This is a genomic window from Pseudoalteromonas sp. THAF3 (assembly GCF_009363775.1).
GTDB classification, from domain to species: Bacteria; Pseudomonadota; Gammaproteobacteria; order Enterobacterales; family Alteromonadaceae; genus Pseudoalteromonas; species Pseudoalteromonas ruthenica.
In genome coordinates, this window is record NZ_CP045418.1 from 2,195,482 (window position 1) to 2,214,353 (window position 18,872).

Below are 18,872 nucleotides of genomic sequence, written 5' to 3' on the forward strand. Positions count from 1 at the left end.
CCTTAAGGGGCGACTGATTGCATAATCAAGCCACAAATATAAGCCATGTAAGTACCCACACCGTAACCTAACACCGCCAGCAGTACGCCCACCGGAGCCAAGGAGGGGTGAAAGGCTGATGCCACCACCGGCGCTGATGCGGCGCCACCGACATTGGCTTGCGAACCCACCGCCATGTAGAACAACGGCGCTTTGATCAGTTTCGCGACAATCAGCATCAAGCTGGCATGGGTAAGCATCCAAATAGCACCCACTACGAAATACAGCGGGCTGTCTAAAATAGCGGTAATATTCATGTGTAAGCCGATGGATGCGACCAAAATATAGAGGAAGCTTGAGGCCACCTTTGACGCTCCAAAAGCCTCAATATGACGTACCCGAGTAAAAGACAAGCTAATGCCTATGGTAGTCGAAATAACGATGAGCCAGAAAAACTTACTATTTAGGCTGTATTCCTGAGCCCATGCAAATTGGTCAAAGTACGGGGCTAACAGATCACCGCAAAAATGAGCAAAACCGGTAATACCAAAGGCGATGGCGATAATGGTCATGTAGTCATTCAGTGTGGGCATACGCGCATGCTCAGCATGATAAGCTTCGACCCGCTTTTTCAAATCCTCAATGGCAGTGGTGTCGGCACCCGTTTTCGCATCTATGGCTTTGTGATTACCGGCCATTAGCAACAGTACCGCCATCCATAGATTGGCAACAATCACATCCACAGTCACCATTGCCGAGAAAATATCGCCGCCAACCTCGAACATCTCTTTCATTGATGCTTGGTTAGCTCCGCCACCAATCCAGCTGCCGGCAATTGTCGTCATTCCCCGCCACACGGCATCAGGGCCATGACCGCCAACCGCTTCAGGGTAGATGGCACTCATCACTAAAATAGCTAAAGGCCCGCCAATCACAATGCCCACGGTGCCGGTTAAAAACATAATCAGCGCCTTAGGGCCGAGATTAATAATCGCTCTTAAATCTATGCTAATGGTTAATAATATCAAACATGCAGGTAGCAAAAACCGCGAAGCAACGTAGTAAACATTGGAACTGTGGCCGTCAACGATGCCAAAAGTATTAAGCAACGACGGTAAAAAGTAGCACAGTAAAAGCGCGGGAACATACTTATAAAACTTTTGCCAGAAACGATGCTGGCTATGTGCCGTTTTAAATATAACGCCGAGGATCACGGCGAGCATACCCATCACCACCGCATCGTTGGTGATCAGTGCCTCATGAGGTTGAGCCATAAAAAATCCTTACCCTAATGGAGTGTGTTGTTATTGTTATCCAGCTCGTCAATTTGATGACGGACTAGCTCAATGGCTGGGTCGTCGGGACATTCATCGACAAAAAAACGTAAATCAGCCTTGGCCAGTTCTGGTCGGTCAATTTGGTTAAGCAAGTACCCTCTGTCGCGCCGCTCATAGGGATCATCACCGAGTAGTTCAATCAGTAATTCCACACAGGCAAGCGCGTCGCCAAAACGTTCAGCACCGATAAAAGCCCATTTTTGATGCGCCAGATACAGCTTATATGCCTCTTCATCGAACACCATCTCAGGTAATGTCTCATTATCAGTTTCCGCGTTTTCAGGCTGCAAATGCCATATCTGTTGCCCAGAGGCGGGTTCTATGAGGTAGTATTCCTGCGCACTAAACGATACCTGCACCATAACACTTTGATCAATCAGTGCAATATCGGCGTTAAAGCGACAATGTTCTAAAATGGCTTGCAGTACAATCGCTAATGATAGGCTGTTACCTGTGCGGTATAGCAAGGTAAAATAAACACTGTTTAGGCGATACTCTGGCATCTCTTGTTGCGTGCCACTGAAGCTCCAGTCACTGTAAAAACAATCAACGATAGCATCAAGCGCTTGGTGTTTATCGCTGTAACGCGCATACACCTCGCTGGCGGCTTGTTGTAACTGTTTGAGTTGAGCAAAGGCGTCATCAACATTAGCTTGTGCATGCCACCGAGCTTCAGCTTGAATACACTGAGTGATGGCACTGACACTGTAGCTGTGCTCTAGATCGAATTGGTCATCTAACCACACATCAGACATAGAATAGGGTACATCTCACGAGCTAAAAAAACTGAGCGCTAGTTTACCTAGGATCGTGAAGATATACCAATTTCGGCGGTTTTTAGTGGTTAATTGTTAACTAAAGAAGCCAGATTTCGACCCAGCCAAGTAGCCAATCGCTAAAAGCACGAGGGTATTAACCCCTAACCATAACCATTTTTGGCCTTGTGTAGGCGCTTTAAGCAGCTTAAAACCGATAACAATGTAAGCGACCACTAAAATAATTTTTTGCCATAGCCATGGCACTGCAAGGGGGTTGATACTGGCCACCACAAGCAGCGCAGTCGCACTCAGTAGCAGCAAGGTGTCAACAATATGGCTGGATATAAATACTGCTTTATTCGCAGCAATTTTACCACCACCGATACGTGAGAAAGCGCGGGTGTAAAAAAGCACCACACTCAAGACTACAAACAACACATGGGTGTGTTTTAGTGCAATATAATCCATACCATTCCTTAATCTGGGTAGCGCGCTAGAATTGTTTCTAGCGTGTCTAGTTTTTCAATAAATACATCTACGAGCTTGGGCTCAAACTGGGTCCCGCGTAAGCGTTGAATTTCTTCCACGACTTCGGCTTTACCCCAAGGTTCTTTGTAACTGCGCCGATGACGTAAGGCATCATAGACATCTGCCAACGCCACTATGCGGCCAAACACGTGAATATCTTGGCCTTTTTTACCTTGCGGATAGCCACTGCCATCCCACCACTCATGATGCTCTTGAGCAATCGTGGCTCCTGCTTGTACTAAAGGCCGTTTAGAATCAGCTAAAATAGTGTAACCTTTTTGCGCATGCTGTTTCATCACCTGCCATTCGTTCTCATCGAGCTTCCCTGGCTTGTGTAAAATAGCATCAGGCACGCCCACTTTGCCGACATCATGCAGAGGAGACGCACTGCGCACCAATTCACACTCTTGCTCGCTCAACCCCAAGCCCCGCGCCAACTCATAGCAGATATGCGACACCCGGCGAACGTGGTTGCCTGTCTCGTTACTGCGCTGCTCTAACGCCTCGCTTAAGCGCCACACCAGCTCCTGCTGAGTGTCTTCTATTTCCGATTGCAGCTGTACATTTTCATACGCAATTTGTACGTTCTGAGCAAAGATTTCAATCAAGTGTCGTTGCGTGGTAGTTAGGTTTTTAGGCACCCCGGAGATATAAAGCAAGGCGCTGTTATTGTATTGGCTAGAGCAATGGGCAAACAGATAATCGTCTTTATAAATAATGGTTTTTTCATTGAGCGCTTGTGTACAGGCGGTAAACTGCTCTGCACTGAGGACTTGATCTAGAGATTTACCCTCGCTTTGTTCAAATTCCCCCTGACCGGCAAAAACCACTAAATTTTTCGCGTCCTTTTGCTCACTGCTGGCCACTAAAGAGGTCGCATACATGGCCTTATCAACTGAGCCAAGTAAGGAAGTGAGCTGCTGAATGACTCCGTGAATAAAGGTTTCCATGGAGTGTGAAGCAAATATATCTCGCGAAGCAGTGATAATTTTTTCCAGTCCCTGGCGCGATTGCTCAATGGCTAAAATGTCACGATACGAGCGCAGGCTGGACATCACTACGGTGAACAGCTTTTGCGCTGTCAGTTCAGTTTTCGACTTGTAATCGTTGATATCGTAATTAACGATTACTTGGCGCTCTGGCGCCTGGCCAGGCTGACCTGTTCTGAGAATAATACGCACATGATGGTTTTTGGCTTCATGGCGGATGTACTGTGCAACCTTCAAGCCGGCATCATCGGTTTCCATAACCACATCGAGTAGCACAATGGCTGCATCTGGGTGCTGATTAATTAGCTGCGTCGCTTCGCTGCCTGAGTAGGCACTGATAAACTCCAGCCGTTTTTCTTGGAACTCGAAATCACTAAGCGCGAGTTTCGTCACAGCATGGACTTCTGGTTCATCATCAACAATAAGGATTTTCCAAGTTCCAAGGCTATCTTGCTCGACTTCTTCAATTTCCTCATCACTGAATAAAAAGTCTTCGGACATGTTAGTTCCTTTTAAAAATCAACGACCAATGTCACTCCCTAAGCATAGGCCTAAGTTGTGTATTCAGCCAAGGTGATGCGCTCATTTTGACCTAAATCGACCACTGTCCGCGCATTAACGTACCCGTAATTAGTCAACAGTTGCCGTACAGCCTGCCCTTGCTCGAAGCCATGCTCTAACATCAGCGTTGCACCTGGGTGCAAATAAGCGCGCGCTTGGGCAATGATATGGTCAATATCGGCTAAGCCATTGTCTTTGGCAACCAAGGCGCTGAGAGGTTCATAGCGCACATCTCCAACACTCAGGTGAGGGTCGCTCTCATCGATATAGGGCGGGTTACTAACAATAAGGTCAAAGCGTTGAGCGGCAATAGCACTGAACCAATCGCTCTGGTAGATGCGCACGTTTGCAATACCGAGGGACTGTTGGTTGTGCATAGCTAAGGTAACGGCATCGGCACTGGCATCAACCCCTTGTACCTGCCATTGCTGACGTTCACTAGCCAGCGCCAAAGCAATTGCCCCTGTGCCTGTACCGAGGTCTAAAACCTGCGCATTCTCAGGTAGGTCGAGCGCCAACGCCTGTTCAACAAGCGTCTCGGTATCGGGTCTCGGTATTAAGGTGCTACTGTTGACGGCCAATGGTAAGGACCAAAACTCGCGGGTGCCCGTTAAATGGGCAACTGGCACCCCCTGCAAACGCTGACTTAATAGCTTTTCAAACTCACGCAGTTGACGCTCGTCGAGGGCCTTATCGCCCCAAGCAAATAGGTAGGAGCGTGGTTTACGCAACACGTGTAATAATAATACTTGTGCATCTAGGCGTGGTGATTCACTGCTGTCTGCGAGCGCCGTTGCTGCATTACGCAGCACGGCATCAATAGTCGAACTCGACAATTAATCGTCACCCATTGCAGCAAGCAAATCAGCTTGGTGTTCAATCAATAGTGGGTCAATCACAGCGCCTAAATCACCGGCAACCACCTCATTCAAACGATACAGGGTGAGGTTAATACGGTGGTCAGTAATACGCCCTTGTGGGTAATTGTAGGTACGAATACGCTCTGAGCGGTCGCCACTGCCCACCAAATTACGACGCTGGCTGGCCTCTTCTGCCTGACGTTTTTCTGTTTCCGCTTGCTCTAAGCGAGCAGCAAGAACCGACATTGCTTTAGCGCGGTTTTTATGCTGTGAACGTTCATCCTGACACTCAACCACAACGCCTGTAGGAATGTGGGTAATACGAATAGCAGAGTCGGTTTTGTTAACGTGCTGTCCACCGGCACCCGAGGCGCGGAAGGTATCTACTTTAATATCTGCGGTATTAATTTCGATGGCTTCGGCTTCTGGGATCTCAGGCATAACAGCGACCGTACACGCGGAGGTATGAACACGCCCTTGCGATTCCGTCTCAGGCACACGCTGCACTCGGTGCGCACCGGATTCAAACTTTAGCTTACCGTATACGCCGTCGCCTTTGATGTTGGCAATCACCTCTTTATAACCGCCGTGTTCACCTTCGTTAGCGCTGACTAGCTCTACTTGCCACTTCTGATTTTCTGCATAGCGGCTGTACATACGGAATAGATCGCCTGCGAAAATAGCCGCTTCATCACCGCCCGTACCGGCCCGCACTTCTAAGAACACATTGTTGTTGTCACGAGGGTCACGAGGCAACATCAATACTTGCAATTGTTCTTCTAGGCTCTCCACTTGAGCTTTTGCTTCTTTGTATTCTTCTTGTGCCATTTCACGCATATCAGGATCGGAATCTTTGAGCATTTCTTGTGCTGTGCCCACATCTTCTTGTGCTTGCTGATAGGCGGTAAAGGCTTTAGCCACTTCTTCTAATTCTGCATATTCTTTGGACAAAGCACGAAACCTGTCTTGATCGCCTATCACTTCGGGATCACTCAGTAGCGCTTGAACTTCTTCATAACGCTCCACTAAGGTTTCTAACTTGCGGTATACCGACTCTTTCATGTGTTTGTTATTCCTGATTAATTCCTAACATTTTTTGCATTTGTGCCAGCTGCCCCACTTCGCCTTTCTCGGCCGCATCTTTAATCGCCTTAGTAGGCGCATGCATCAGTCGATTAGTGAGTTTATTCGCGAGCTCAACCATGATTTTCTCTGGCTCTTTGCCACTGGCTAGCTGAGCCATTGCTCGCTCAAGGAGTTGTTCTTTCGTTTGCGTCACATCATTACGATAATCGCGGATGAGTCCCACTGAATCGAGAGACTTTAGCCAATTATCAAACTCACTGACTCGCGCGGTGATAATCTGCTCGGCTTCTTTTGCTGCTTGCTCTCGCGTTGCCATATTTTCGCTGACGATCGCTTGCAAGTCATCCACTGAATATAAATAGGCGTTATCCAGCTCCGCTACTTGGCTTTCGATATCCCGTGGAACAGCGATATCAATCAACAGCATAGGTTTGTTTTTACGCTTTTTCAGCGCCTGCTCAATCACCCCTTTACCGATAATGGGCAACGTACTGGCCGTTGAGCTGATGACAATATCGGCCTGTGGTAATTGTTCCGGCAACTGCGCTAAGGATATCACGCCAGCGGCGAACTCGTCGGCTAAATTTCGGGCGCGGTCGATGGTACGGTTGGCAACAGTCATTGATTGGGGTGAGTGCTGATGAATATGTCTGGCAACCAGCTCAATGGTTTCACCAGCGCCAATGAGTAGCACACGAGTGTTATCTAGCTTGCCATAAATATGTTTGGCTAAATTCACTGCAGCATAGGCCACCGACACCGCACTGGCACCAATATTCGTCTCTGTACGCACCTGTTTCGCGACAGAGAACGTTTTTTGAAATAAGCGCTCGAATAAGACTCCAACACCGCCATTCTTTTTAGCGCTGGCGTACGCTTGTTTTATTTGCCCAAGGATTTGCGGCTCACCCAGTACTAATGAATCGAGACCGCAGGCCACCTTCATCAAATGATAGATAGCTTGGCTGTGATCAAAGCTGTACACGTTTTCCGCCAGTTCTTTGCTATCAAGTTGGTGAAACTGCGCGAGCCACTGCAACACTTGCTCCGGTGTACCGCTCTCAAGTGAACAATATATTTCAGTGCGATTGCAGGTCGAGACGATCACGGACTCAGCGAACTCATCTTGCATTGTGAGTTGCTGTAGTGCGCGGTCAAGTTGTTCAGGAGAGAAGGCAACTCTCTCGCGCAAATCAACCGATGCTGTTTTGTGATTAATACCCAGTGCGACTATGGTCATGGTGGACAACTATTGCTTAACAACCAATTTTATTAAATACTTACTCATTCTTTAAATTAGCGCATAGATGGATAGCTTCTGCCAAACGGATTTTATCGATGGCAGTAAACGAATTCGTCGACGCTAAATGAAAATCGCTTGCAATAACATTGGTCTGAACCTGCTTCAAGCGAATAATTTTACGAAAATCAAGCGAATAAGGAAAGGCGGGAAAGACATTTGATTAACTTTCGATTGATTTTGCTGGTGTTTTTTTTGTTTCTCACAGGCTGTGTACAAACAATCCCGGAATCCACACCACCTAGCGACACTTGGCGCACCTCCCTTAAGCAAATAAAACACTTTCGCAGTGAAGGTAAAATGGCGTTTATTTCACCACAGAAGCGGCAATCAGCTAATTTTGTTTGGCAACAACAAGACGATGAATACAGCCTCGATTTAAACACCTTTATCGGCACCAACGTTTTGCGCTTAAAACGCCACCCCTATATCGTTGAGCTGGATATCGATGGCGAACAATACCAAGGACATAACGCACAGAGCTTAGTGTATCGTTTAAGCGGTTGGCTGTTACCTTTAGATACCCCAGAACAATGGCTGTTAGCGGCCTACGACGCCGAGTCAGCTCAGTTTGATCAACAACAACGCGTACGTAGCGCCAGCTGGCTGAGCCCGGATAATCGTCAGTGGCAGATTCGTTACCAAAATTACGAGGCTATTCAGGGCGTTTGGCTACCCACGCGTATCACCCTGAGCCACGATACTCTGCGCGTTAAGTTATTAATTAATGAATGGCAACTGCAATGAACTCATGTGCACTTAGCGTGATAGCACCGGCTAAACTTAATTTGTTTTTGCATATAACGGGGCGCCGAGATGACGGCTATCATGAATTGGAAACCCTTTTCACTTTTCTTGACCACGGCGATGAGTTGCACTTTCAACCACGCCAAGACTCACGCCTCGAGTTGGCGCCAATGAATGGCGTGGCCAACGAGGATAACCTTATTTTCCGCGCTGGCGAACTTTTGCGCCAAGCATATCAGCAGCGTGGTCTCGAAGTGTGCGGAGTGAATATTGATATCGACAAGCGATTGCCTATGGGCGGCGGTGTCGGCGGTGGTTCATCGGATGCGGCAACAACCCTACTTGCTCTTAATTCACTGTGGGGCAACAAGCTGAGCCTGGATGAGCTAGCAGAATTAGGCATTCAACTCGGTGCCGATGTGCCCGTGTTTATAGGCGGGCGCAGTGCCCTAGCGCGAGGGGTTGGTGAACAATTACAAGCGGTTGATGTACCACAACACTGGTATTTGGTAGTACATCCACAAGTGCATATAAGCACCGCAGCGGTATTTGGCCACCCTGATTTACCTCGAGATAGCGCCCCACTACCACAGCAATGGCAGCATGCAGAGCATAGAAATGACTGTGAAGCACTGGTCAAAAAGCTCTACAGCGAGGTTGAAAAAACACTGCAGTGGTTGCTAAAATACGCCCCGTCGAGAATGACTGGCACTGGGGCGTGTTGTTTCGCCGCGTTCGATAGCGAACGCGCAGCGTTAGACGTTCTAGAAAAGCTGCCCACCGAGTGGCAAGGCTTTGTTGCCAAAAGTTTAAATCAATCTCCTGCTCATACAGCGCTTGGTTTAAACTAATGTAGAAGTAAAGTGTTTAAGTTAGCCTGCAAATTCACTTGCATGTTAGTCCAAAATTTCAGTGCCCGAGGAACCCTACCGTGCCAGACATGAAGCTCTTCGCTGGTAATGCAACGCCTGACCTAGCTCAAAAAGTTGCAAAACGTTTATATATCGAACTAGGCGATGCCGAAGTTGGTCGTTTTAGCGACGGTGAAATCAGTGTATCTATTAATGAAAACGTCCGTGGCTCGGACGTTTTTATTATCCAGTCTACCTGTGCGCCGACCAACGACAACCTGATGGAATTAATCGTCATGGTTGATGCGCTGCGCCGCGCTTCAGCTGGGCGTATCACCGCTGTACTGCCGTACTTCGGTTATGCCCGTCAAGATCGCCGTGTGCGTTCTGCTCGTGTGCCAATCACTGCCAAAGTTGTTGCTGATTTCTTATCAAGTGTTGGCGTCGACCGTGTGCTAACGGTAGACCTCCACGCCGAGCAAATCCAAGGCTTTTTCGATGTGCCGGTGGACAACGTATTTGGCAGCCCTGTACTTATCGAAGACATGGCTCAGCGTGATTTTGACGACGTCGTCGTTGTCTCACCTGACATTGGTGGCGTCGTTCGCGCCCGTGCTATTGCGAAGTTACTTGATGACAAAGACCTCGCTATTATTGATAAGCGTCGTCCTCAAGCCAATGTGTCTCAGGTTATGCACATCATTGGTGATGTCAAAGGTCGTGACTGTATTATCGTTGATGACATGATTGATACTGGCGGCACACTCTGTAAAGCTGCTGAAGCATTAAAAGAACATGGCGCTAAACGCGTGTTTGCTTATGCCACCCACCCAGTATTATCCGGTAATGCAGCTGAAAATCTGCGTAATTCAGTAATTGACGAAGTCATTGTCACCGACTCAATTCCGTTGTCAGATGAGCTTAAAGCCTTAGACAATATCAAGGTGTTAACCTTGGCTGATATGATGGCCGAGACCATCCGCCGTATTAGCAACGAAGAATCTATTTCGGCGATGTTTGAGCACTAAAATGCTTCGCCGATGAGCTCAAATAGAAAACACCGCCTCGGCGGTGTTTTTTTTATTCTGCTGTTTATTTTAACCAAGGCCGGTGGTACTATAGCGCGCCTTTTTTAATTGGCTGTGGTGTTACATCGCTTGCCAATTGGGTTAAGGCCTTTGGTCGCGAAGGTCTTACACTATATTAATTTGATAATTTGGAGACATCATGTCTAACGATTTTTACACATTTGATGCAGAAGTACGTACAGAGCTAGGTACTGGTGCGAGCCGCCGCCTACGTCGTGCAGACAAAGTTCCTGCGATCCTTTACGGTGCAGGCAAAGACGCTGTATCACTAACGCTTGACCACAACAAAGTGAACCAAGCACAAGACCACGAAGGTTTCTACACGCACATTCTTACCCTGAACATCGGTGGTGAGTCTGTTGAAGCGATTCTTAAAGACATTCACCGTCACCCGTTCAAGCCTAAGATCACTCACTTAGACTTCCAACGTGTTGACCCGAACTCTAAGATCCACACTAACGTGCCAATTCACTTCATCGGTGATGAAGAAGTTAGCAAAAAAGGTGCAACTGCTGTTCACCAACTAACTGAAATCGAAATCACGTGTCTACCTAAAGCGCTACCTGAGTTCATCGAAGTAAGCGTAGCTGACCTAGTTCCTGGTGATTCACTACACCTATCTGAGATCAAACTACCAGCAGGTGTTGTTTCAGTAGAACTAGCTAAAGGCGCTGACCACGACCAAGCGGTTGTAACTGTCAACGCTAACAAAGCTGCTCCAGCTGAAGACTCAGAAGAAGCGTCTGATAGCGACGCAGAATAAGGTTTAAGGTGTTAGCACCTTGAATACTATTCAAATGCTAGTGGGCCTGGCTAATCCAGGCCCCGAATATCAAAAGACCCGCCATAATGCAGGGGCCTGGTTTATCGAAGAACTGGCCGCGCGCTATAACTGCACTCTAAAACCTGACGCAAAACATCACGGCTTAACCGGCAAAGTTATTATCGGTGACAGCGAATTTAAGCTTCTGATTCCAACCACTTATATGAATCTCAGTGGTAAATCTGTGGCCAGTTTAGCTAACTTTTACAAAATCCCCGTTGAGCATATTCTTGTTGCTCATGACGAGATGGATTTAGAACCGGGCATCGCTAAGTTAAAAAAAGGCGGTGGACACGGCGGTCACAACGGGCTAAAAGATATCATTGCGAAAATGGCGAACAACAAAGAATTTATGCGTTTGCGTATAGGTATTGGCCACCCAGGTCACCGTGATAAAGTGACCGGTTGGGTGTTAGGCAAGGCGCCTCAAGCTGATCAGGAAAAGATCGACGCCGCAGTTGATGAAGCTGTGCGCTGCATGGATATTTTGGCGAAAGACGGTGTGCTTAAAGCACAAAACAGACTCCACTCATTTAAGCCATAATGACGCGTGGCTTGAACACAAACAGGTATACATAATATGGGTTTTAAATGTGGTATTGTTGGCTTGCCTAATGTTGGTAAATCAACCCTTTTCAACGCGCTTACCAAAGCTGGTATTGAAGCGCAAAACTTCCCCTTTTGTACTATCGAGCCAAATACAGGCGTTGTTCCAGTACCCGACGCACGCTTAAACCAGCTTGCAGAGATTGTTAACCCACAACGTGTTCTACCTACGACCATGGAGTTCGTTGATATCGCTGGTTTGGTAAAAGGCGCTTCGAAAGGTGAAGGTCTAGGGAACCAATTCCTTGCCAATATTCGCGAAACCGATGCGATTGGTCATGTTGTGCGCTGCTTTGAAAATGACAATATTGTCCACGTTGCCGGGCAAATCGACCCTGCCGATGATATTGAAGTTATCAACACTGAGCTCGTGTTGGCTGACATGGACAGTGCTGATAAAGCGCTACTACGTCAAGCAAAGAAAGCCAAAGGCGGCGACAAAGACGCAAAATTCGAGATAAGTGTGCTTGAGAAAGTAAAAGCGCATTTAGATGAAGGCTTAACATTGCGCTCACTCCGCTTGGAAAAAGAAGAAAAAGCAGCCATTGATTACTTAAACTTCTTAACCATTAAGCCAACTATGTACATCGCCAATGTCAACGAAGACGGCTTTGAAAATAACCCGCATTTAGAAACCGTGCGCGAGATTGCTGCGAATGAAGATGCAGTGGTCATTCCGGTTTGTGCAGCCATAGAAGCTGAACTGTCAGAGCTCGAAGAAGACGAGCGCAACGAATTTATGGAAGATTTAGGCCTTGAAGAACCAGGCTTAAACCGAGTAATTCGTGGTGGCTACGAGTTGCTACAGCTGCAAACTTACTTCACTGCGGGCGTCAAAGAGGTTCGTGCTTGGACGATTCCTGTTGGTGCAACAGCGCCACAAGCAGCAGGAAAAATACACACGGATTTCGAAAAAGGCTTTATCCGTGCACAAACAATCGCGTTTGATGACTATATTGAATACAAGGGCGAAAATGGCGCAAAAGAAGCTGGAAAAATGCGTCAAGAAGGCAAGGACTACATTGTTAAAGATGGCGATGTAATGAACTTCTTGTTCAACGTGTAATAAACACCGCTTCAATGAGCCCGCTTTATTAGCGGGCTTTTTTGTTTGTGAGTGAGAAAAAGAAGCTGTTTTTTATTCGCTTCGCTTGTTTTTCAGGCAAACAATTCATCCTCGTTATGTTTTTACTAAAAAGGTGTTGACGCGCTTTCGGCAGATCAGCATAATACGCCCCGCATCAGCGATGATGAACAAGTAAAAGTTGGCTACGTAGCTCAGTTGGTTAGAGCACATCACTCATAATGATGGGGTCCCCTGTTCAAATCAGGGCGTAGCCACCATTTTCTTTCTACCAATAAGAAAATGAAAATTACTTTATGCGGAAGTGGCGGAATTGGTAGACGCGCTGGATTTAGGTTCCAGTATCTTCGGATGTGAGAGTTCAAGTCTCTCCTTCCGCACCATGTTCTCGATAAGAACTGAAATTATCATTTTCTATAGCTGGAGTATCGCCAAGCGGTAAGGCAGCGGGTTTTGATCCCGCCATTCCCAGGTTCAAATCCTGGTACTCCAGCCAACTTTTCTGAAGTTGAGGAATGAGCTTAGGCTTAAGTTCCAAAATGCTCCAGATTATATTGCGGAAGTGGCGGAATTGGTAGACGCGCTGGATTTAGGTTCCAGTATCTTCGGATGTGAGAGTTCAAGTCTCTCCTTCCGCACCATGTTCTTGATAAGAACTAAAATTATCAAACTTGATTTTGTTGGAGTATCGCCAAGCGGTAAGGCAGCGGGTTTTGATCCCGCCATTCCCAGGTTCAAATCCTGGTACTCCAGCCAACTTTTCTGAAGTTGAGGAATGAGCTTAGGCTTAAGTTCCAAAATGCTCCAGATTATATTGCGGAAGTGGCGGAATTGGTAGACGCGCTGGATTTAGGTTCCAGTATCTTCGGATGTGAGAGTTCAAGTCTCTCCTTCCGCACCATGTTCTTGATAAGAACTAAAATTATCAAACTTGATTTTGTTGGAGTATCGCCTCGCCACGAAGTGGAAGCGGTAAGGACAGAAGAGAGAGGTTTTGATCCCTCACTCATCCACCCCCAGATTCAAATCCTGGTCCACAAATAGATTTGAGATTTCGTTGGAGTATCGCCAAGCGGTAAGGCAGCGGGTTTTGATCCCGCCATTCCCAGGTTCAAATCCTGGTACTCCAGCCATTGGCTACGTAGCTCAGTTGGTTAGAGCACATCACTCATAATGATGGGGTCCCCTGTTCAAATCAGGGCGTAGCCACCATTTTCTTTCTACCAATAAGAAAATGGAAAATACACTATGCGGGAGTGGCGGAATTGGTAGACGCGCTGGATTTAGGTTCCAGTATCTTCGGATGTGTGAGTTCAAGTCTCACCTTCCGCACCATGTTCTCGATAAGAACTAAAATAATCGTCCTGGATTGCTGGAGTATCGCCAAGCGGTAAGGGCAGAAGAGAGAGGTTTTGATCCCTCACTCATCCACCCCCAGATTCAAATCCTGGTTCACAAATAGATTTGAGATTTCGTTGGAGTATCGCCAAGCGGTAAGGCAGCGGGTTTTGATCCCGCCATTCCCAGGTTCAAATCCTGGTACTCCAGCCAACTTTCCTAAAGTTGAGGAATGAGCCTAGTGTCTCCAACTAGACGCTCTAATTAGGTTTCTTTAGGTAAAGTAAAAAATGCGGAAGTGGCGGAATTGGTAGACGCGCTGGATTTAGGTTCCAGTATCTTCGGATGTGAGAGTTCAAGTCTCTCCTTCCGCACCATTTTTATTATCTCACCTTTTATACATCACCATAGTCTAAGCACTACTTGCTTATCGCGACCACCTATAAGCATTTATAGAATTCACTTAATAAAAAAATCCGGCACGACTGCAAGATGGCGATTGATCTAATGACCAATCGCGTATTTTAGTACCCAATCTTTTATCGGCCCAGCCTGGTTTGCCGCGCGTAAAAATAGATTACGCCCCCATTTTAATGGCCCACTCTCATTAGAGAACCCCCAATAACATGCATCCATTGTGCTCATCATAGCCAAGTTGGCATAACGGCGCGCTTGCCAATAACGCTGCAATGCAATATCAATGGGGTTGTCATTTTGTAACTGTGCACTGAGCGCCACTACATCAGCAAAGCCGAGATTGACCCCCTGCCCTGCCAACGGGTTGATGGTGTGAGCGGCATCCCCGATTAACACGCAGCGTCCTTGAACATAGCGCTGAGCATGGGCTCTGGTAAGCGGAAAAACCGCCACAGACTCAATATCAAAATCACCTGGCAAGCTTGGGAAATGAGTAATAATCTCTTGTTTCAGTTGCTCTTTTGGTAAAGCCTTTAAACGAGCTAAGTGATCACCGTGGTGATACCAAATCAAGTTGGCATAAGGCGCCTGCATGGGTAGAAACGCCACTGGCCCGGTGCGCTGAAATTGCTGCCAAGTACGCACCTGCTGCGGGGCATCAAGCTTAACCAATATGCCCATACAATGTTGCTGATATTGCCACCCCTCGCTACCTATTCCTAACATCGAGCGTACAGCGGAACGCCCGCCATCGGCAGCAATGAGTAGATCGCCTTGATACTGCTTTGCCCCTAAGGTCAGTGTTACTTGCTCACCGTCATCGTCAATCGCACTTATTGGCTCAGCACTTTCGATAGCTGTAATATCGTACTGTGAGAATTGTTGCCATAACGCTGCTTGAATCACGTTGTTTTCAATCAGGTGACCTAAATGGGTTAAACCCAGTTGTTCGGCGGAAAATAATAAACGCGCGTTGGGCTGTTCAAAAGCTTCTAACTCAGTGTACGGCGCGCTACGCGTCGCTTTAATCGTCGCCATAGCTCCGAGTTCATCAAGCAATCGCTCGGAGGCACGATTTATCGCTGAGACACGAATATCAACACGGCTGTTTTGCAAATCAGTAGTGGCACCTGGAAAGTGGCGCTCAAATACCGTCACCTTCATGCCTTGTTGCGCCAGCTTAATGGCACAAGCAGCTCCGACCATCCCGCCACCGACGATTAGCACATTTTTTACACTCATGGCCTATTGCCTCTAAATGCTTCAATATTATGGTGATTGTAACTCAGTTAAGGCAATGGTGGCAGTCTAAGCGCAGGCTAAAGCGTGTTGCTTTGATGTCATCCTGTGTCACAGTGTAAATATCAAATCTATACTTGGCTCATAGCGCGATAGCATATAAAATACGCGTCCTTTAGGCAAAGCTCGGGCCATTAGTCCAACCCAAAGCTCTGTCGTGCATTATCTACCGGATTGAAAGCGAGGCATTATCTCAATGAGTAAAAAGCTGCATATAAAAACCTGGGGTTGTCAGATGAATGAATATGACTCCCAGAAAATGGCCGATCTACTTGATGACACCAATGGTTATCAGTTGACCGAAGAAGCCAGCGATGCGGATGTCATTTTACTTAACACCTGCTCAATCCGTGAGAAGGCACAAGAAAAAGTATTCCATCAACTTGGCCGCTGGAAACTACTCAAAGAGCAAAACCCCGATTTAGTTATCGGTGTTGGTGGCTGCGTAGCTTCACAAGAGGGTGATACCATTCGCCAACGTGCGCCTTTCGTAGATATCGTGTTCGGCCCACAAACCTTGCACCGCTTGCCTGAAATGATTCAACAAGTGCAGGCGAAAGAAGGTTCAGTGGTTGATATCACGTTTCCTGAAATCGAAAAGTTTGACCGTTTGCCAGAGCCCAAAGCGGAAGGACCCAGTGCCTTTGTATCGATTATGGAAGGCTGTTCGAAATACTGCACGTTCTGCGTGGTGCCCTACACTCGTGGCGAAGAAGTAAGCCGCCCTCTGGATGATGTACTTTTAGAAGTTGCGCAACTGGCTGAGCAAGGCGTGCGTGAAGTGAATCTGCTGGGTCAAAACGTTAACGCATATCGTGGCGAGACGCATGATGGCGAAATCTGTTACTTTTCTGACTTACTGCGTTACGTGGCCGCCATCGATGGTATTGATCGCATTCGCTACACGACCTCGCACCCTGTTGAGTTTACGCCTGATATTATTGATGCCTATGCTGATGTACCTGAGTTAGTTGACCACTTGCACTTGCCAGTACAAAGTGGTTCAGACCGCGTGTTAAACCTAATGAAGCGTGGCCACACGGCCATTGAATATAAGTCGACTATTCGCAAACTGCGTAAGATCCGCCCTAATATCAGCATGAGCTCAGACTTTATTATCGGCTTCCCAGGCGAAACCACCGAAGACTTTGAAGCAACCATGAAGCTTATCAACGACATCGGCTTTGATATGAGCTTCAGCTTTATTTACAGTGCCCGCCCTGGTACACCCGCAGCAGACTTGCCGGATGACGTCAGCGAAGACGAGAAAAAACAGCGCCTATACATTTTACAAGACCGCATCAACCAAATGGCACAGAAAATCAGCCGTGATATGTTTGCTACTGAGCAGCGTATTTTGGTGGAAGGCCCTTCGAAAAAGAACCCTATGGAGCTGCGTGGACGCACCGAAAATAACCGTGTAGTTAACTTCGAGGGTCCACATTCTGTGATCGGCCAATTTGTTGATGTCCGTATCACTGAAGCGTTGCCTAATTCACTGCGTGGAGAATTGCTGCGCACTGAAGATGAAATGAATCTACGTCGCGATGTCGCGCCGAGCGACATTCTTGCCAAAGCACCGAGCGAGCCGCAAGCCAATGACATCGGCGTCGGTACATTCACCCCGAATTAAAATAATCGTGCGCTGCGTTTACGCAGCGCCAAGCAACAGGAAGCAACTTTGAGTAACCAGCTGAAGAATATCGATATTTACTTAGAACCGTCAGACAATGCCCGCCTTTCTTCTTTGTGTGGACCCTTCGACGAAAATATTAAGCACATCGAGCGTCGTCTGGGAGTTGAAATTGCACACCGCGAAAACCTCTTTAAAGTCACCGGCAAGCCGCACACTGCAAAAGCTGCCGGGGAAATTCTAAAAAATCTTTACGTTGATACGGCCCCTGTTAAAGGTAAGCAAAAAGAGATCGAACCTGAACACGTACACTTAGCCATCACCGAAGCTGATGTGCTCGAACAAGAGCAGCCCAGTGTGTGGGGGAAAGAAGTGTTCATTAAAACCCGCCGTGGCGTCATCAAACCGCGTAACCCCAATCAAAGTCAGTATGTGGCTAATATCTTAAATCACGACATTAGCTTCGGTATTGGCCCAGCAGGGACCGGAAAAACTTACTTAGCCGTAGCCGCTGCCGTCGATGCCCTCGAACGCCAAGAGATTCGCCGTATTCTATTGACCCGCCCGGCGGTTGAAGCGGGTGAAAAACTAGGCTTTTTACCTGGTGACCTCACCCAAAAAATCGACCCTTACCTGCGCCCCCTTTATGATGCTTTATTTGAAATGCTTGGCTTTGAGAAGGTTGAGCGACTCATAGAGAAAAACGTCATCGAAGTGGCTCCTTTGGCGTATATGCGTGGTCGCACGTTGAATGACGCTTTTATCATTCTTGATGAGAGCCAAAATACCACAGTGGAACAAATGAAGATGTTCCTTACCCGTATTGGCTTTAATTCAAAAGCGGTGATCACCGGTGATATTACGCAGGTGGATTTGCCTCGAGGTGCGCGCTCAGGCCTGCGTCATGCAATTGAGGTGCTCAGTGATGTTGAGGCTATCAGCTTTAACTTTTTCCAAGCTCATGATGTGGTTCGCCACCCCGTGGTCGCTGCTATTGTTGAAGCTTACGAAAGCCATGATGAAGCACAGCGTGCCAAACGTGCCGCTAAAGAGCAAAATAAAAAAGAGTCTGACTCATGACCACCACTGTCGATCTGCAACTTGCTTGTGAATTTGATAACTTACCGAGCGCTGAGCAATTTCAGCGCTGGGCCGCGTTGGTGCTTGATGAACTTAAGCCTAACAGCGAAATCACTATTCGCATCAGCAATGCAGAGGAAAGCCAAAGCCTCAACCATAGTTACCGAGGCAAAGACAAACCGACTAATGTTTTGTCTTTTGAGTTCGATGCCCCCCCAGGTGTAGAGCTACCCTTAGTTGGGGATTTGATTATTTGCCCCGAAGTGGTATATCGTGAGTCTTTGGAACAGCAAAAAAGCTTTCATGACCACTTTGCCCACATGGTGGTACACGGGTGCTTGCATTTACTTGGCTATGACCATATAAATGACGCTGATGCCCAAGAAATGGAAGCGATTGAAAAACGCCTGTTGGCAACCATTGATATCAGCGACCCATACAGGGATGATGAGTGTTAATCCCAATAGTGAGGCTCTGCTCACTATCGGAATTAATTCAACTTGGAGCG

At 47.3% G+C, this 18,872-nt stretch carries 17 protein-coding genes and 11 tRNA genes; 20 read left to right on the forward strand and 8 right to left on the reverse strand.

Annotated features, from left to right (window positions below):
• Positions 1–2: 2 nt before the first annotated feature.
• The 7 genes from FIU82_RS10145 to hemA form a co-directional block, all read right to left on the reverse strand.
• Positions 3–1,253, reverse strand: a complete 1,251-nt coding sequence (locus FIU82_RS10145) for a DUF819 domain-containing protein (protein WP_022944694.1) — start codon at positions 1,251–1,253, stop codon at positions 3–5.
• A gap of 14 nt (positions 1,254–1,267) precedes the next feature.
• Positions 1,268–2,071, reverse strand: coding sequence for a tetratricopeptide repeat protein (locus FIU82_RS10150; protein WP_022944693.1), 804 nt, complete (start codon positions 2,069–2,071; stop codon positions 1,268–1,270).
• Between the two features lie 96 nt (positions 2,072–2,167).
• Positions 2,168–2,542: a SirB2 family protein gene (locus FIU82_RS10155; protein WP_152441005.1), complete on the reverse strand. Its 375-nt coding sequence runs from the start codon at positions 2,540–2,542 to the stop codon at positions 2,168–2,170.
• Positions 2,543–2,550: 8 nt separating this feature from the next.
• Positions 2,551–4,092 (reverse strand): response regulator, encoded by a 1,542-nt coding sequence (locus FIU82_RS10160; protein WP_152441006.1) that lies wholly within the window; start codon positions 4,090–4,092, stop codon positions 2,551–2,553.
• Positions 4,093–4,142: 50 nt separating this feature from the next.
• Entirely contained in the window at positions 4,143–4,988 is an 846-nt protein-coding gene (prmC, locus tag FIU82_RS10165) for a peptide chain release factor N(5)-glutamine methyltransferase (protein WP_152441007.1), read from the reverse strand.
• The gene (gene prfA, locus FIU82_RS10170) at positions 4,989–6,074 is read right to left on the reverse strand and encodes a peptide chain release factor 1 (protein ID WP_022944689.1); all 1,086 of its coding nucleotides are present in this window, start codon (positions 6,072–6,074) and stop codon (positions 4,989–4,991) included. It abuts the gene before it with no gap.
• 7 nt (positions 6,075–6,081) lie between these two features.
• A complete protein-coding gene (gene hemA / locus FIU82_RS10175; RefSeq protein ID WP_045979735.1) occupies positions 6,082–7,338 on the reverse strand; it encodes a glutamyl-tRNA reductase in 1,257 nt (418 codons plus the stop codon).
• A gap of 240 nt (positions 7,339–7,578) precedes the next feature.
• Here hemA and lolB point away from each other — a divergent pair, with 240 nt between their 5' ends.
• The 17 genes from lolB to FIU82_RS10260 all read left to right on the forward strand — a co-directional run bounded on the left by lolB (position 7,579) and on the right by FIU82_RS10260 (position 14,312).
• Positions 7,579–8,145: a lipoprotein insertase outer membrane protein LolB gene (lolB, locus tag FIU82_RS10180; protein WP_268743720.1), complete on the forward strand. Its 567-nt coding sequence runs from the start codon at positions 7,579–7,581 to the stop codon at positions 8,143–8,145.
• Positions 8,142–8,996, forward strand: coding sequence for a 4-(cytidine 5'-diphospho)-2-C-methyl-D-erythritol kinase (gene ispE, locus FIU82_RS10185; RefSeq protein ID WP_138547607.1), 855 nt, complete (start codon positions 8,142–8,144; stop codon positions 8,994–8,996). The genes lolB and ispE overlap by 4 nt, the downstream gene beginning before the upstream one ends.
• 80 nt (positions 8,997–9,076) lie before the next feature.
• A complete protein-coding gene (locus tag FIU82_RS10190; protein WP_022944685.1) occupies positions 9,077–10,024 on the forward strand; it encodes a ribose-phosphate pyrophosphokinase in 948 nt (315 codons plus the stop codon).
• Positions 10,025–10,223: 199 nt separating this feature from the next.
• A complete protein-coding gene (locus FIU82_RS10195; protein WP_022944684.1) occupies positions 10,224–10,847 on the forward strand; it encodes a 50S ribosomal protein L25/general stress protein Ctc in 624 nt (207 codons plus the stop codon).
• A gap of 19 nt (positions 10,848–10,866) precedes the next feature.
• Positions 10,867–11,451 carry an aminoacyl-tRNA hydrolase gene (gene pth, locus FIU82_RS10200; protein WP_022944683.1) on the forward strand — a complete coding sequence of 195 codons (585 nt, stop codon included), beginning with the start codon at positions 10,867–10,869 and terminating at the stop codon, positions 11,449–11,451.
• A gap of 36 nt (positions 11,452–11,487) precedes the next feature.
• Positions 11,488–12,579, forward strand: coding sequence for a redox-regulated ATPase YchF (gene ychF, locus FIU82_RS10205; protein WP_022944682.1), 1,092 nt, complete (start codon positions 11,488–11,490; stop codon positions 12,577–12,579).
• Between the two features lie 201 nt (positions 12,580–12,780).
• Positions 12,781–12,857, forward strand: a tRNA-Met gene (locus tag FIU82_RS10210).
• 38 nt (positions 12,858–12,895) lie between these two features.
• A tRNA-Leu gene (locus FIU82_RS10215) sits at positions 12,896–12,980 on the forward strand.
• A gap of 38 nt (positions 12,981–13,018) precedes the next feature.
• A tRNA-Gln gene (locus FIU82_RS10220) sits at positions 13,019–13,093 on the forward strand.
• A 60-nt stretch (positions 13,094–13,153) separates the two neighbouring features.
• A tRNA-Leu gene (locus tag FIU82_RS10225) sits at positions 13,154–13,238 on the forward strand.
• A 40-nt stretch (positions 13,239–13,278) separates the two neighbouring features.
• Positions 13,279–13,353, forward strand: a tRNA-Gln gene (locus FIU82_RS10230).
• Between the two features lie 60 nt (positions 13,354–13,413).
• A tRNA-Leu gene (locus FIU82_RS10235) sits at positions 13,414–13,498 on the forward strand.
• A gap of 157 nt (positions 13,499–13,655) precedes the next feature.
• Positions 13,656–13,730, forward strand: a tRNA-Gln gene (locus tag FIU82_RS10240).
• Between the two features lie 2 nt (positions 13,731–13,732).
• Positions 13,733–13,809, forward strand: a tRNA-Met gene (locus FIU82_RS10245).
• 38 nt (positions 13,810–13,847) lie between these two features.
• Positions 13,848–13,932, forward strand: a tRNA-Leu gene (locus FIU82_RS10250).
• 141 nt (positions 13,933–14,073) lie between these two features.
• A tRNA-Gln gene (locus FIU82_RS10255) sits at positions 14,074–14,148 on the forward strand.
• A 79-nt stretch (positions 14,149–14,227) separates the two neighbouring features.
• Positions 14,228–14,312 (forward strand) — tRNA-Leu (locus FIU82_RS10260).
• 127 nt (positions 14,313–14,439) lie between these two features.
• Here the strand turns inward: FIU82_RS10260 and FIU82_RS10265 are convergent.
• Positions 14,440–15,594: an FAD-dependent oxidoreductase gene (locus FIU82_RS10265; RefSeq protein WP_152441008.1), complete on the reverse strand. Its 1,155-nt coding sequence runs from the start codon at positions 15,592–15,594 to the stop codon at positions 14,440–14,442.
• Between the two features lie 253 nt (positions 15,595–15,847).
• On the opposite strand from FIU82_RS10265, the gene miaB reads away from it, so the two are divergent.
• From miaB to ybeY, 3 genes are read left to right on the forward strand one after another with little or no spacing between them, the layout of a single operon-like run.
• The gene (gene miaB, locus FIU82_RS10270) at positions 15,848–17,284 is read left to right on the forward strand and encodes a tRNA (N6-isopentenyl adenosine(37)-C2)-methylthiotransferase MiaB (protein WP_022944680.1); all 1,437 of its coding nucleotides are present in this window, start codon (positions 15,848–15,850) and stop codon (positions 17,282–17,284) included.
• 48 nt (positions 17,285–17,332) lie between these two features.
• Positions 17,333–18,364: a PhoH family protein gene (locus tag FIU82_RS10275; protein ID WP_022944679.1), complete on the forward strand. Its 1,032-nt coding sequence runs from the start codon at positions 17,333–17,335 to the stop codon at positions 18,362–18,364.
• The gene (ybeY, locus tag FIU82_RS10280; protein ID WP_152441009.1) at positions 18,361–18,822 is read left to right on the forward strand and encodes an rRNA maturation RNase YbeY; all 462 of its coding nucleotides are present in this window, start codon (positions 18,361–18,363) and stop codon (positions 18,820–18,822) included. The genes FIU82_RS10275 and ybeY overlap by 4 nt, the downstream gene beginning before the upstream one ends.
• The last annotated feature ends 50 nt before the right edge of the window (positions 18,823–18,872 follow it).